General features: G+C 53.3%; 10 protein-coding genes. 5 read left to right on the top strand and 5 right to left on the bottom strand.

The genetic code is table 11. From position 1 onward, the window contains the following. Positions 1-48: 48 nt before the first annotated feature. A complete protein-coding gene (locus SH668x_RS05465; protein WP_437187687.1) occupies positions 49-2,742 on the top strand; it encodes an MGH1-like glycoside hydrolase domain-containing protein in 2,694 nt (897 codons plus the stop codon). 226 nt (positions 2,743-2,968) lie between these two features. On the opposite strand, the gene rpsB is transcribed toward SH668x_RS05465, so the two are convergent. Both rpsB and SH668x_RS05455 read right to left on the bottom strand, forming a co-directional pair. Beyond that, complete coding sequence (rpsB, locus tag SH668x_RS05460) at positions 2,969-3,712, bottom strand: 30S ribosomal protein S2 (RefSeq protein WP_437187686.1); 744 nt, start codon at positions 3,710-3,712, stop codon at positions 2,969-2,971. Between the two features lie 227 nt (positions 3,713-3,939). Continuing rightward, the gene (locus tag SH668x_RS05455; RefSeq protein WP_437187685.1) at positions 3,940-5,043 is read right to left on the bottom strand and encodes a hypothetical protein; all 1,104 of its coding nucleotides are present in this window, start codon (positions 5,041-5,043) and stop codon (positions 3,940-3,942) included. A 290-nt stretch (positions 5,044-5,333) separates the two neighbouring features. Here SH668x_RS05455 and leuS point away from each other — a divergent pair, with 290 nt between their 5' ends. Continuing rightward, entirely contained in the window at positions 5,334-8,255 is a 2,922-nt protein-coding gene (gene leuS, locus SH668x_RS05450) for a leucine--tRNA ligase (protein ID WP_437187684.1), read from the top strand. A 464-nt stretch (positions 8,256-8,719) separates the two neighbouring features. Here leuS and SH668x_RS05445 read toward each other — a convergent pair whose 3' ends face one another. From SH668x_RS05445 to SH668x_RS05435, 3 genes are read right to left on the bottom strand one after another with little or no spacing between them, the layout of a single operon-like run. Next, positions 8,720-9,706, bottom strand: coding sequence for an ROK family protein (locus tag SH668x_RS05445; protein WP_437187683.1), 987 nt, complete (start codon positions 9,704-9,706; stop codon positions 8,720-8,722). Positions 9,707-9,741: 35 nt separating this feature from the next. Next, complete coding sequence (locus tag SH668x_RS05440; protein ID WP_437187682.1) at positions 9,742-10,362, bottom strand: hypothetical protein; 621 nt, start codon at positions 10,360-10,362, stop codon at positions 9,742-9,744. Between the two features lie 39 nt (positions 10,363-10,401). After that, positions 10,402-10,707: a hypothetical protein gene (locus tag SH668x_RS05435; RefSeq protein ID WP_437187681.1), complete on the bottom strand. Its 306-nt coding sequence runs from the start codon at positions 10,705-10,707 to the stop codon at positions 10,402-10,404. A 303-nt stretch (positions 10,708-11,010) separates the two neighbouring features. On the opposite strand from SH668x_RS05435, the gene SH668x_RS05430 reads away from it, so the two are divergent. The 3 genes from SH668x_RS05430 to SH668x_RS05420 all read left to right on the top strand — a co-directional run bounded on the left by SH668x_RS05430 (position 11,011) and on the right by SH668x_RS05420 (position 14,559). Then, positions 11,011-12,483, top strand: a complete 1,473-nt coding sequence (locus SH668x_RS05430; protein WP_437187680.1) for a S1C family serine protease — start codon at positions 11,011-11,013, stop codon at positions 12,481-12,483. 431 nt (positions 12,484-12,914) lie between these two features. Further along, on the top strand, positions 12,915-13,817 hold the full coding sequence (locus SH668x_RS05425; RefSeq protein WP_437187679.1) for a hypothetical protein: 903 nt from the start codon (positions 12,915-12,917) through the stop codon (positions 13,815-13,817). A 142-nt stretch (positions 13,818-13,959) separates the two neighbouring features. Beyond that, positions 13,960-14,559, top strand: coding sequence for a hypothetical protein (locus SH668x_RS05420; RefSeq protein WP_437187678.1), 600 nt, complete (start codon positions 13,960-13,962; stop codon positions 14,557-14,559). Positions 14,560-14,570: the final 11 nt, after the last annotated feature.

Genomic DNA, 14,570 nt, shown 5'->3' with positions numbered 1-14,570 from the left:
GTCATCGCTGAACCTGTTGGCTTCACGAAGTGAATCGCGAGAAGGATCATGACCCTTACACCTGACATTCGCACCAACGAATCGCTTCGCCTTCAGGCATCATTAAATCGAACCGGTAACTGGAAACGCTGGGGCCCCTATCTTTCGGAACGCCAATGGGCCACCGTACGCGAGGACTACTCTCCTTGGGGTGAATGCTGGGACTACTTCCCGCATGATCACGCCCGCAGCCGAGCCTATCGTTGGGGCGAAGACGGCCTCATGGGCTTTACTGACCGGCAATGTCGTCTCTGCTTTGCGATCGCCCTATGGAATGGGAAGGACCCTATTCTGAAAGAGCGGCTCTTCGGCCTGAACGGCAATGAAGGGAATCACGGAGAAGATGTCAAAGAACTGTACTACTACCTCGATTCCTCTCCCACTCATAGCTACGTCAAATCACTTTACAAATATCCGCAAAACGCGTTTCCCTACGATGAACTGGTCAGAGTGAATCGGGAAAGATCTCGAACAGAATCGGAGTTTGAGCTACTCGACACTGGAATCTTCAATGAGAGCCGCTATTTCGATGTCACCACGGAATACGCCAAAGCTGACGAAGACGATATTTTGATTCGAATCTCGGTCTCGAATCGCGGTCCCGAGGAAGCTGTTCTACACTTACTTCCATCACTCTGGTTCCGGAACACCTGGAGTTTCAGCCAGGAACATCCCCCTGAAGAACCGAAGCCGAATCTGGAACGCAAGGGGGCCAGCCAGATTCTCGCTCACCACCCGACGCTCGGTGAGTTCACGCTTTCGATCGGACAGTCACCAGAGAAGACGCACCCTGAGTTTCTTTTCACTGAAAACGAGACGAACTATCAACGGCTATTCGGAACGGACAACGCTACTCCCTACGTCAAAGACGCCTTTCATGAGTACCTCATCGCAGGAAATCGAAGTGCGGTAAATCCCAATGAGTGCGGAACAAAGGGAGCACTGCACTATGCCCTCAGCGTCCCGGCGCATCAAACACAATCGATTGACCTGCGTCTTTCTAAATCATCTCTGAAAATCGCCAAGCCATTTGGAGACAGGTTCAACGCAACAATCCTCACACGGCAGCGTGAATGCGAAGAATATTATTCGAAGATCCTTCCTCCGGGGATGTCAGAAGCAGAGCGGCACATCAGCCGTCAGTCCTACGCTGGCTTGCTCACCTCGAAGCAGTTTTATCACTACGTCGTTGAAGACTGGCTTCACGGAGACAAAGACTCCCCCGCCCCACCAGCGAGTCGACTGACTGGCAGAAACCATGAATGGACACATCTCTACAGTCGTGATGTTCTCTCCATGCCAGACAAGTGGGAGTACCCGTGGTTTGCAGCCTGGGACTCTGCGTTTCATATGCTGCCGTTCGCGCGAGTTGATGGAGACTTCGCCAAGGATCAACTGATCCTCTTCCTTCGAGAATGGTACATGCATCCCAACGGGCAGATGCCGGCCTACGAGTTCGCGTTCGAAGACGTGAATCCTCCGGTTCATGCGTGGTCTTGCTGGCGGGTCTACAAGATGACGGCTCAGCGGGGGCAACGCGATCTCCACTTCCTGAAGCGGGTCTTCATGAAACTCATGATGAACTTCACGTGGTGGGTAAATCGCAAGGACCCAGAAGGGAAAAACATCTTCGCCGGCGGATTTCTCGGGCTCGATAACATCGGAGTGTTCGACCGCTCCAAGCCGCTTCCCACCGGAGGAAACCTGGAGCAGGCGGACGGAACTGCATGGATGGCCTTCTATTGCTCGACCATGCTTGGAATGGCAATGGAACTGGCGACGTTCGACAGTTCGTACGAAGACATCGCCTCTAAATTCTTCGAGCATTTCATCGAGATCACCGACGCCATTAACTGCATCGGCGGCGGAGGTCTTTGGGATGACAACGAAGGCTTCTATTACGACTCACTCGCTGTCGACGGCCAGACACATCCGCTGCGTATCCGTTCGATGGTCGGAATTATTCCGATGTTTGCAGTCGAAGTGATGGAACAATCGCAAATCAATGCTCTCCCGGGATTCAACAAGCGGCTTGACTGGTTTCTCGAGCATCGCCCCGAATTGGCAGCGCACATTTCATTTCTTCAGCATGATCCCGAAGTCGATGGCAACCCGGAACACGAACGGAGACTGCTGGCGATCCCGTCACGAGAGCGACTGGAACGAATGCTCAAGTACATTCTGGATGAAAACGAATTCCTCTCTGACTACGGGATTCGCTCGTTGTCCAAATATCACCAGTCCACACCGTTTCGATGCAATGTCGGCGGAGAAGAACATATCGCCGACTACGCCCCTGCTGAATCCACAACAGGACTGTTCGGCGGCAACTCCAACTGGCGCGGTCCGGTGTGGTTCCCCTTGAATTTCCTTCTCGTCGAATCGCTGGAACGGTATCACCACTTCTACGGCGAGACGTTCAAAGTCGAGTTCCCTACCGGATCCGGGAACTGGATGGATCTCAAAAGCGTTTCCATCGAGATTGCGACGCGCCTCACAAAACTCTTCCTTCCAGATGACAACGGGCGAAGAGCCTGTCACGGCGACGAAGATCGATACGCGGGCGATCCCCACTGGCGAGACCTCGTGTTGTTCTATGAATACTTCAATGGAGACAACGGCCGCGGGTGCGGAGCGAGTCATCAGACAGGATGGACGTCGCTTGTGTCGCTGCTCCTTGAGAAGGTCGCCAATTCCCGATAAGCAACGCAATGATCCGACCGAGGGCGAAACGTCGCATTGGTCCAAGTCAAAGAGAATATGTGGCCCAACAAAAAAAACGCTCCGGACATCCGGAGCGTTTTTCGTTATTCACAGCGAATCACAAAAGTGATCGAACCTGACATGAGGAATTGGAACGGAACGGGCAACCACAATTTTCAATCAACAATGATTGCCACCAGCTCGCCAACTCTTCATGCTAATCCGACTAGCTGATGCGGCCGATTGCTTTTGGCTCATCGTCAGCTGGCTTTTCGCTCTTCTGTGGCAGTGTTGCACGGCCCTTGATGATCGAATCTGACAGGTAGCTCAGAACGATGCGGATAGAGCGAATGCTGTCGTCGTTACCTGGAATTGGCAGGTCGACGGTATCTGGATCGGAATCGGTATCGATCAGAGCAACAGTGGTGATGCCCAGAATCTTGGATTCGTGGATACAGTTCTTCTCTTTGCTTGGGTCGACGATGACGATTGCTTCTGGCAATCGGTTCATCTCGCGAATACCGCCCAGGTTACGGCGAATCTTGTTCAGTTCACGACGGAGGCGTGACTGCTGCTTTTTGGAGTAAGTCGCGAGTTCGCCGCTGGCTTCCAGAGTTTCGAGCTCTTCCAATCGCTTCAGGCGGAAACGAATTGTGCGGAAGTTGGTCAGCATACCGCCCAACCAACGCTCGGTGCAGTAAGGCATTCCGCAGGACTCAGCAGCTTGTCGAACGGTGTCGACAGCCTGTCGCTTGGTTCCAACGAACAGAATCAGGCTTCCCTGAGCTGCAACTTTGTGCAGGTATTTCTGAGCGCGAACCAGACCTCGGACAGTTTCCTTGAGGTCGATAATATGAATGTTGTTGCGCTTCCCGTAGATGTACGGACGCATTTTGGGGTTCCACTTGCTGGTCTTGTGACCGAAGTGAACACCCGCTTCCAGAATGTCTTTGACGACGATATCAGACACGTACTCTTCTCCAGTTGAACGTGCATGGCCGAGGTGTAAACCCCGTGGCCATTACAGGATACAGTTTCGCAAGGGTGGTTCTCTCACCACCGACGCCAGCAGATTGCCAGCGACCGCCTTCCCCTTCAAAACCTAAAGCTGTTCAGGTTGTCAGTTTCAGGAAGTCGAACATGGTACCGGCTTGAGTCTCCGACGTCAAATTCCCCCACAGGGTGCAAATCCGACACCTATTTCTTTGCCTCTGGCTTCGGCTTTGCCCGGTAATGCTCGAACGGGGTGAGGTACAGAAAATTCTTAGAATTCTCATCCTGCCTGTAATTGACGTTCAGATAAGAGTTCACTGAAATCTGATTCAGGATCAAAATCCAGGCGGTCTTCTTCCGCGGATAGGCAACCATTTTCTCTTCGGGATCAAATCCTCGCACCAACGCTGAGAGTCGATCAACCAGAATGATCGTCTCCGAGCGCTCTTCAATGACGTTCACGACGGCAGTCAGAGGGGCCTCAGCGACTCCTGTTTCCACCTTCTTGAATACCCCCGGAACGAGTCGATCGCGAGCAACCTTATCATCGATCGGCCACCCAACAGGCCAAGGGTCTTTCATATCCTTCAGCATTTGCACAGTGAGCTGAATTTCTCCTGTCGGAGTCCGCAACGGTCGAAATCCCAGCCCCTCCTGTGAAAGCACGAAAGCTAACGCGGTCCCTGCTGCCAGTCCTTTGACTTCGTCACCGACGAGTTCTGTTTTCAGCTTTTCAGGGACATCCGAAACGGATGAATGAAACGCGACCTTCATCACGGAATCCGGACAGATTTCGCGGATTGCCTCATCCACCGACACGCCGACAAGCGGCGTTTCAACGGGCTTCTTCAGCTTTTCAAAGATCCCCGTAAACTGCTCCTGCGTCAGCCCCCACATCGGTTTACCGTCCGGAGAGCCCTGCGCACCATATGTTTGCAGCTCCCCGATCCATTCTTTCAGTTCCAAAGCCTGAGTCGACTTAAACGTCTTCCCCGGAAAAACGAGACTTCCCTCTCGAGTGAGCTCACCGACGAGACGAATTGTCCGAAATGGGCCGCGTGGAATTTCCTGGATTTTGGGGGCTTCGTCACCGATCGGCTGACGTAATCGAACCCCTTCTCCCACTTCTTCGAACACCCGTCGCCATTCCTGTCCCAACAGCGGGCTTGCTCCCTTTCCGGGAAGGAGAATCTCGATCTCCATCATTGTTTTACTGGCGGGATTTTCAGCACGTGCAGAGTCACAAACTGCCCCCCCCAACATGAATGCAACAATCAGCAACAGCACTTGCAGAGCGGCGGAACGCATCAAAGAACTCCATTCTTCGCGGGATCCATTCGGACGGAATGCCCAGAATCATATCACGCCCCCCTGTCTCTCCCCTATTCGAATTTTGCATCGTTCCCCTGAGGCCCCCTTCACGATGGCAAGGGGAAACAACTCGCCGTAAACTGCAGACTTCACAAACATTTCGCTTTTCTTGAGCGCATCTCGTGTCTGCTGGACGTTCCGGCGGTGATTGAGACAGTGTTTGAACGAAGATTTTGCCCCGATTCGCCCCCCTGAATACAGGGGCTAGAGAGATTTGCGATACTCCCATGCCACGTTACGACGCCAAACGAATTGAAAAGAAATGGCAGGACCACTGGGAAGAACAGCAAACGTTCGTCACTTCCAATGCTCCGCAAGCCGATGCAAAAGGGAAACTCTACGTTCTGGACATGTTCCCTTACCCATCGGGAGCGGGTCTGCACGTCGGTCATCCCGAAGGCTACACTGCGACCGATATCATCTGTCGTGCAGGCCGTATGCAAGGCAAGCATGTGCTGCACCCCATGGGCTGGGACGCATTCGGACTTCCAGCCGAGCAGCACGCGATCAACACCGGGACCCACCCGCGCGTCACGACGTACGAAAACATCGACAATTTCCGTCGCCAGTTGAAAATGCTCGGGTTCAGCTACGACTGGTCCCGCGAGCTCTCGACAACCGACGAAGATTACTACCGGTGGACCCAGTGGATCTTCTTGCAGCTGTTCGATACCTGGTTCGATCCAGAAATGAAGTGGACCGGACCAGATGGCATCGAGCGCGTCGGAAAAGGTCGTCCGATCGCAGAATTGCCAATTCCAGGGGACATCGAGGCTCAAGGAAGCGAAGCTGTTCGGAAGTACCAGGACGATCACCGTCTTGCTTACCAGTCTGATGCTCCCGTGAACTGGTGCCCTGCTTTGGGAACAGTTCTGGCGAACGAAGAAGTGACCGCCGACGGCAAGAGCGATCGAGGAAACTTCCCGGTTGAACGACGGAACCTCCGTCAGTGGATGCTGCGCATCACGACCTATGGCGACCGCCTCATTTCCGAACTGGAAGAACTCGACTGGCCCGAATCGGTCAAATCGCTGCAGCGAAACTGGATCGGTCGGAGCGTTGGAGCAGAAGTCGACTTCCTCGTTGCCACACCAGATCAGAGCGATTCAACTGCGTTTGAGAACTGGAGCCTCAAGCGAAAGACAGGGGGCTTTCCCGCTGCTCCTGAAGCAGACGTTTTGCGAGTCTATACAACTCGACCTGATACACTTTACGGGGCGACTTACATGGTCGTTGCTCCGGAACATTCGATCATCGATCAGATCACGACGCCTGAGCAGAAAACTGCGGTTGAAGAGTATCGCCGCAAAGCGTCCCTCAAGAGCGATCTGGATCGAACTGATCTCGCCAAAGAGAAAACAGGCGTCTTCACCGGCGCGTTCGCTTACAATCCGGTCAACGGAAACCGGATTCCGATCTGGGCTGCTGATTATGTTCTCATCAGCTACGGAACGGGGGCGATTATGGCCGTCCCGGCGCATGACGAACGCGACTGGGAATTCGCAAAACAATTCGAGATCCCCATCATTCAAGTCGTCACATCAGGTGCGGACAACGAATCAGTTCAGGATCGACCATTCACCGACTTGGGGACTGCCGTCAATTCTGGCGATTACAACGGTCTGGCAACAGCTGTTTTCAAAGCCCAAATCACCGCTGACCTGCACACCCGTGGTATTGCAAAAGAGGCAGTCAACTTCCGTTTGCGAGACTGGTTGTTTTCTCGTCAGCGCTACTGGGGCGAGCCATTCCCGATCTGGCATGAACTCGACGACGCTGGAAATCCAACGGGCAAGGTCCGCCCAGTCGCAGTGGAAGAACTCCCCGTCACACTGCCAGACATGGATGATTTCAAACCCAAAGGAACTCCGGAACCACCCCTTTCATGGGCTCCGGAATCGTGGTTATACAAGACCGCCGAAGATGGAGTTCGCCTGAAGCGGGAAACCAACAGCATGCCTCAATGGGCTGGAAGCTGCTGGTATTACATTCGCTTCTGTGACAACAAAAACCCGAATCAGTTCATTGATCCGGAACTGGAAAAATACTGGCTTCCAGTCGACCTCTATATCGGCGGGGCCGAGCATGCAGTGTTGCATCTGCTGTACTCCCGCTTCTGGCATAAGGTGCTGTTCGACCGTGGTCATGTCTCCTCTTCCGAGCCATTCCAGCGACTTGTGAATCAGGGAATGATTCTCGGTGAAGCTGAGATCACCAGCTATGTCAAAGCGCCTGCAGGAGCTGAGGGTGACAGCGAAGGCAAGATTGACCCGGCATCGATCGCGCTCGAGGACTTCATCTCCGCGAAGTTTGTGAAAGAGGACAAAGACACGCGGACGGGTGACGCTGTTGTATCTGTTCGGGTTTCACCTGAACTCGTCGAGAAGAAGGGAAGCGATCTGGTCCTCAAGGAGAAACCAGAAGTCGTCGTCGAAACCCGCACATTCAAGATGTCCAAGTCTCGCGGCAACGTGATCAACCCGGACGATGTTGTGAATGAATACGGGGCCGATTCACTCCGCCTCTATGAAATGTTCATGGGACCGCTGGAACAGACGAAGCCCTGGAGCATGAGCGGCGTCGACGGTGTTTACCGATTCCTCGGTCGCGTCTGGCGACTGGTTGTGGATGACCTCGAAGACGAATTGAAACTCTCTTCGGCACTCAAGGATATCCCGCCGACTTCTGAACAGGAGCGGGTGCTGCATCGCACAATCAAAGCTGTCACAGAAGATATCGAAAAACTCTCTTTCAACACTGCGATCAGCCGTATGATGGAGTTTACCAATTTCTTCACCAACCAAACTGACCGACCTGTCAGCTGCCTGAAACAGTTTGCCCTGTTGTTGGCCCCATTTGCACCTCACCTCGCGGAAGAACTTTGGGAGCTTCTCGGCGAAAAGACCTCACTGACCTACGCCCCTTGGCCGCAATATGACGAATCGAAACTGGTGGAATCCGAGGTCGAAATTCCAGTGCAGGTCAACGGGAAGCTTCGAGCAAAGATTAACGTCCCAGTGACAGCCGACTCAGCGCAGCTTCAAAAACTGGCTGAGGCGGACCCACAGGTTCAATCGCAACTTGAGGGGAAGACAATCGTCAAGGTGATTTGCGTTCCGAAGAAGATGGTCAACTTTGTCGTGAAGTAGAGGAGCGTATCTCCTGCAAGTCCAGGAATTTCCCACACGAAAGATCTCTGGTCGACTTGCTTCAATAGTTGATGTCATTGTCATGAGAGTCTCCTCAGCTCGCAATGCGAGTTCAGGAGACTTTTTTTGCTCGATCTCTCCAGTCACTTCACGCGGAAACTCTTCGGTATTTCCAGAGTCCTGGGATTTGCCCAACGCTGCTAAAGCTGGCCAACTAATGACTCCCTGAAGAGTAGTCGCAACACTCTCCGCACGGGTAAACGATAATCAATCGAAAGTCAGAAAAGTGATGATCGACCTTTTCAAGAAGCGAAAACCCTATCGGCGATCGCCCGAGCGGATTTCCATCTTCATTCTGATGACCACCAGTTGACAGCAGAGATTGACCGAACAAAACGATCTGTGCGCCGCCAGCACCATATCCACTGCGCCATCGACTCAACAGGAGCGGAAGTGTGTGAAGATCACTTCCCGCTGATGGCGTACTCGGCCCATAGAGCCGCCCCCAACACACCGGCATCATCTTTCAGTGCAGCGGGCACGACCTTGAACGAATCTTTGTAGGCAGGCATGACTCGTTTATTCGCCGCCTTGAAGACCTGGCTGACGAACAAATCCGGCATCGCTTCCACGAGTCCTCCGCCGAGAATGACTGTGTCAGGAGAGATGAGATTGACCACACTCCCCACTGCAATTCCGATGTACCGCGCCGCTTCTTTAATAACATCGTCAACCGCTTTGTCATTCGCTTCCAAAGCACTCTTCAAAACACCGCTTCGAATCTCAGCGATATCCGTCCCTGCTTTTTCAAGCAAATGTGGCGCGTCTCCTCGGTAAGCTGCCCGGGCGCACTGAGCTGCAATTGCAAGCCGGCTCGAGACCGACTCCAGACATCCACGTTGTCCACAGCCACATCGAGGGCCATTCGACATCACTTGCATATGGCCAATCTCAAAGCAGGAGTTTCGCCCGCCCCGCAGGATTTCACCTTTATACACGCACCCTCCGCCAATCCCCGTCCCGGCGAAGATCCCGATCACGCACCGGCAGTCTTTTCCAGCACCCTGTCGGTACTCTGCGTAGACACCAGCGTCGACATCGTTCAGCACAGCGACGGGGCGACCGATCGCAGACTCCAGACGCTCCTTGAGTGGAACCGCCTGCCACCCGAGATTTGGGAGATCCAGCAGCAATCCCTGATCCATATCGATCGGACCGGGACACCCAATGCCCAGCCCTTTCAGGTCTTCATACGTCAGCCCCGCTTTTTTGAGGGCCTCGTTGATCGTTTCGATAATCCGATCAACTCCTCCCTTTGCTCCGGTCCCCGGATGCAGGCGTTTCCGTTCTTTCGCAACGACATTCCATTGCTCGTCATAGATCTGGGTCAGCATCTTGGTGCCACCCAAATCAAATCCCATCCAGTAACGAGCAGTATCAGAAGCGGACATCGTTGCTCAATTCCAACTCAGGAGGAGTGTTCCCATCAGCCTGCACATTCGGCCTCAGTTGCATTCCCGTCATTCTGAAACCACTTTGCCATGATTTGAAGTCCCAATGAGTACAATTCCCCCGGGATGCCGGTTTCTGCCGGAGCCAGATGGATGAATTGGAACCGGCAATCTATCCCCGCGCGTTCGAGGTAGTTGAGCGCGTAATAAAAAAGGTGATTGCACAAGTACCGCCCAGCATCATCGCTGATCCCGGATTCTACATTCTCCGACTGCAACGAACTCAGCAAGGAATCTACCGAGTGCTTGACTCGATATAACTCTGGTCCATCGTCCCGAATCAGCTGATTTTGCCTGAGGACGCCAGCATTATCCGGAATTGATGCGTCGTCACAGTTATGGCCTACGGTTTCGAGTTGAATCGGAATTGTGTTCCGCCCGACACCGAATGCCAACCAGACGTCTGGGCGGAATTCCTCCACCAACTCGACGAACCGCGATTCGATCGCATCGTAATCGACCGGGAGCAGCGCAGCTTTCACTGTGATCCCGGCTGGAAATTGCACTTTGCCCGCCAAGACGTCCTGAACCAGCGTCTGGGATGGATTCACGGGACGATTGGCAAAGGGTGGAAACCCCGTCACGAGTAGCCGCATTCGAACCTCAATCGACAACTTCGGGAGCCGGCTCCAGGACTACAGGTTATCGAGGAACTCGGTTATCTCACCCAGCGCATGTCCGTCTCCAATTCGCTTGGCAACAGTAATGCCTTCCCGGAGAATTTCCCGTGCTTCGTTCAGGAGTTCCTGCCCTGCCAGAAACTGCCCTTCCTGGAAATATGCCGAGACGTAATTCGAATCGAGCTGCCTCACCTTCGAAAAAGCAGCCCGCGTCGCCTCAACATCAATCCCCTTCGACAGTTCCATTGCGTAGGAATAATTCAAAAAAATATCGTCAGGATCGACTTTGAGTCGTTCTTCAATTTTTTCAAGGCGGTTCATCAAAAAGCTCTACAAAATTCTTCCAGAGGACATCCGGAACGGACTCAATTGCCGTGAAAACTGGAGTGGTCGGCGTATCTGGTATAGCGTCTCTTGAGGCGAACTTCGCCCCTGACTGATCTTTTTTTTGCATCGCAAAATTTCCGGCATCACAAATTACCCACCCACACATAGTAAAATGGGTAACTTTTTCGCCGTTCCATCGGGCATTTCAAGCAGATTCAACGACCTGTCCGATGTTGGGGCTGTGGAGAAACACGGAGTGACCTCCTGATACCGTCCGGCGAATGGACCTCGCCTTTGATGCCTCGGTTCGCAACAGGAACAGGCCTGCAGATGACGAAGCGATGCTGCCTTGCTGGAATTTGCTTGGCCATGCTGCTTGTGCTTTTTCCCCGCTTGATTCAAGCGGAGCAAATCGCGCTTGCAAGTGGCTCACAACGCAATACAGACATAACAAGAATCGTTGCCCGCGCTGAACGCTCTTCTGTAAACATCCATACAGAGAAGCGACAGAAGTCGATGGACGTTGTTTTTTCAGCTGGAAAAGCAACCAAAATCAACGGAATGGGAACTGGAATCGTCATCGACGAACGTGGCTATATCGTCACAAATTATCACGTCGTTCAAGACGTCGAACGCCTTCGCGTCACAACCTATCAGGGAAGTGAATACGAAGCCCGGGTCCTCGCTTACGACTCCCGTGAAGATCTTGCAATCATCCGCATTGATCCACGTGAACCGCTGATCGTCGCCAACTTTGGCACTTCATCCGATTTGATGCTCGCTGAAGATGTCATCGCGATTGGAAATGCTTACGGGTACGAATCATCAGTAACCCGCGGAATTATCAGCCATCGGTCCCGCGACGTCGAAGTCAATGAAGAACAATCGTACACCAATCTGATTCAGATCGATGCTGCGATTAATCCCGGCAACAGCGGCGGCCCGCTTCTGAATGCTGACGGGGAAGTCATCGGCATCAACGTCGCAATTCGTGCTGGGGCACAGAGAATTGGATTCGCGATTCCGATCGACTCGGCTCGAAAAGTCGTCGCTCGACTCTTGAACATTGAACGCCACAATCTGACTTACCACGGTGTCACAACAACCGACATCAAGAGTGGAACAGAACGCCGACTGGTTGTGGAAAGCATTCGTCCAGATTCACCAGCGAACTCGGCTGGTCTGAAACCGGGCGACGTCATCACACAGGCAGGAAATGTCCAGATTGTCGACGGTGCCGACTTTGAACGGTCGCTGTTTGGTCGCTCAGCTGGATCGGACATCCCCATCAAAGTGATTCGTGACGGGTCCACTCAGGAAATTCCATTCAGACTGGCCGAGCTCTCAAGTGCACGACGCCAACCTGGGCAACAGCAGCTTCTGGCAAATAACAACACGTCGACGACTACCACAACAACTGCCCGACCAGTGTCCACCCCGACACGCCAGTCAGTGAGTGAAAAGTGCTGGGATGTTCTCGGACTGAAACTGGAAAAGGCAACTGAAGGCTACAGCGTCCCCGGTCAGCCATATCACGGTGGAATGCGAGTCACAGGAGTCCGCCAGTCAGGGCTAGCTGAGGCAAATGGAATTCGCGAAGGTGACGTTCTGGTCGGTCTGCACCTCTGGGAAACCGTGAGCAACGAGAACATCGATTACGTTCTCTCACACCCCCAATTGAACACGCTCGGACCGCTGAAGTTCTACATCGTCCGAGATGGCGAAACCCTGTTCGGTCACTTCCGACTGAGCAGCATCGCTCGCAAATAGATTTCGTGAGTGACTCAACGCCCATTCCTCTCAGGAAATGGGCGTTTTTCGTTGACCAATCAACCAAAAACCCCACACAATCACTACGACTCCCGCACTCGCCCTGAGCTTCCCAGAAATCCAAACCTCCTGCTTGACCGCTCCATCAATAGCGGTTTACGATTTCTAGATGCGTCGATCTCCAGCCATTTTGCGCAACTTCTAAATCACAGGGTTTCGTTCAAACTTTCGCGCAAACCGCTACATCCGATCGTTTTGCAACAGACTATTGAATTCGGTGACAGTGTGCCGATTCAATGAATGGGTGCTCTCTTTCACGGGGATCCCCCAACACGATGGCAGGTGATTCATCCTCACTGAGGTCGTGACTTTAGAACAACTGTTTGCGTTCGCTCATTCCGTTTACCAGTACTATCAGAAGGAAAGAAATCATGCATATCCTGGGGAAGGTGCTCCTCTGGCTGTGCGTGTTCCCACTGATTCCCGCAGCGCTCGTGTTGACGACAATGACACTCGAAGTCCGCCACAAGTGGCTGAAGGATGTCGCCGATCGCCAGAGCCGCGTCGAAAAAGGGCTCGTCCAGATCGCAGATGCTGAAAAACGCGTGCGAGCCTTGGAAGAGCAACGTCAAGCCCTGGTGCAAGCTTGGGGCGACGTCTGGAATGCGACAAATTCAATCGTGCAACCCGGAAACGCTGGTATCGTGGAACTGGGAGTCGGGGCTAGCTCTGGCCTGCCTCAGCGTGCAGCGGATGCCACGACCGATCCTGCCATCTTTGTTTTCGCTGACGGGCAAGGTCAATCACAGTACCTTGGTGAGTTTACCATCGGCAGCATTCGACCAAACCATACAGTCGCAAGACTCGCCAGAGCTCCTTTCCAGAATGAAATTGGAACCTGGCCAAGTGGCCTTTATCACGCCCGAGCAACCCTTCCCGGCGACCTCCTCGTGAGCATTGCAGATCTCGAAGGACAGGAACGAATTGCCGAAGCCTCTTTGGCAGACTCGCTCCAGCAACTTGAGGTCCAGAAGAAGCTGGTCATCGCTGCCCAAGCGACACTCGATCAGCGTCTCGCGGAACTGAACGGAAATCCCGACGCTCCCGAAACTGCCCTTCCGGATGTCAAAGACGGCTTGATCGCAACATTGACGCTGGCCGAAGAAGTTCGCGACGACACATTGCTGATCGTAGACCACCTACGAGTGATCCTTGCCGAGAAATACACCGAACTCAGGGCGACGCTAATAGAGAATCAGGATCTGGCGAAAGCCCTCTCAGAAAACAGCAGCAGCCAGAAGCTTCCGGAGTCGCCAGCGACCGCACAGAACTAACAGGTCCAAGTTGACCTGAAGTACGATCAGTGACGACCGCGAATTTCTCTGTACAGTGAGATTGGCCGCGGCTCATCCGAATCGATGAATCGATCAAGGCCTCGTGATTGCGAGGCCTTCTTCATTGGGGTTGAGAACACTTTTGCTGACTCTGCGCGACGGCAATCTCATGATCAATTCCAATCAACACCCATTCCGATTGACTCTCGCCCGAACGCTCAATTCAATCATTTTCTGGGGAGGACTGGCGACGACGTCGCTGCTGGTTTTAATACTCACGATCACTCCTCGACTACTCGAACAGGAACAGCTTCAGGACCGATTCTGGAACAATGCGAACGCGCTGGCTGATCTTCAGAGAGAGACCGCACACCTCAAACTTGTCGCCGAGTCTTTACGCACAGACAAGGATTTTCTGAACCGCGTCATTGGGGCGGAACTCCAACTTCAAACAACTGGGTCGAAGCAGATTCCCGTCGCCCATGAACTGCATTACGACTCACTTCGCCCATCACTCGAAGCGGGTCGTACCAAGCCGGAGCCAGCCAAATGGGTTTCGTTGCTGCTTGCGATTGACGAATCGGCAGAACAGCGCAGGTGGCTTATTGCCGCCACGGTCATCACAGCACTCCTCACTCTGCTGTCGTTGGAAAGTCAATTTCTACTCACCGTCGTGCGTCGAGCCTGCCAAAAGTTCTCCAGTCAAGTCGTCAAACGATACACCGCGAAACAAACTTCCTGACGCGTCACTTG

Origin of the sequence: Planctomicrobium mucosum (genome assembly GCF_051466335.1) — a bacterium.
Taxonomy (GTDB): domain Bacteria; phylum Planctomycetota; class Planctomycetia; order Planctomycetales; family Planctomycetaceae; genus Planctomicrobium.
Note: the sequence above shows the minus strand (reverse complement) of the source record. Positions and strands in the feature narration are given on the sequence as shown.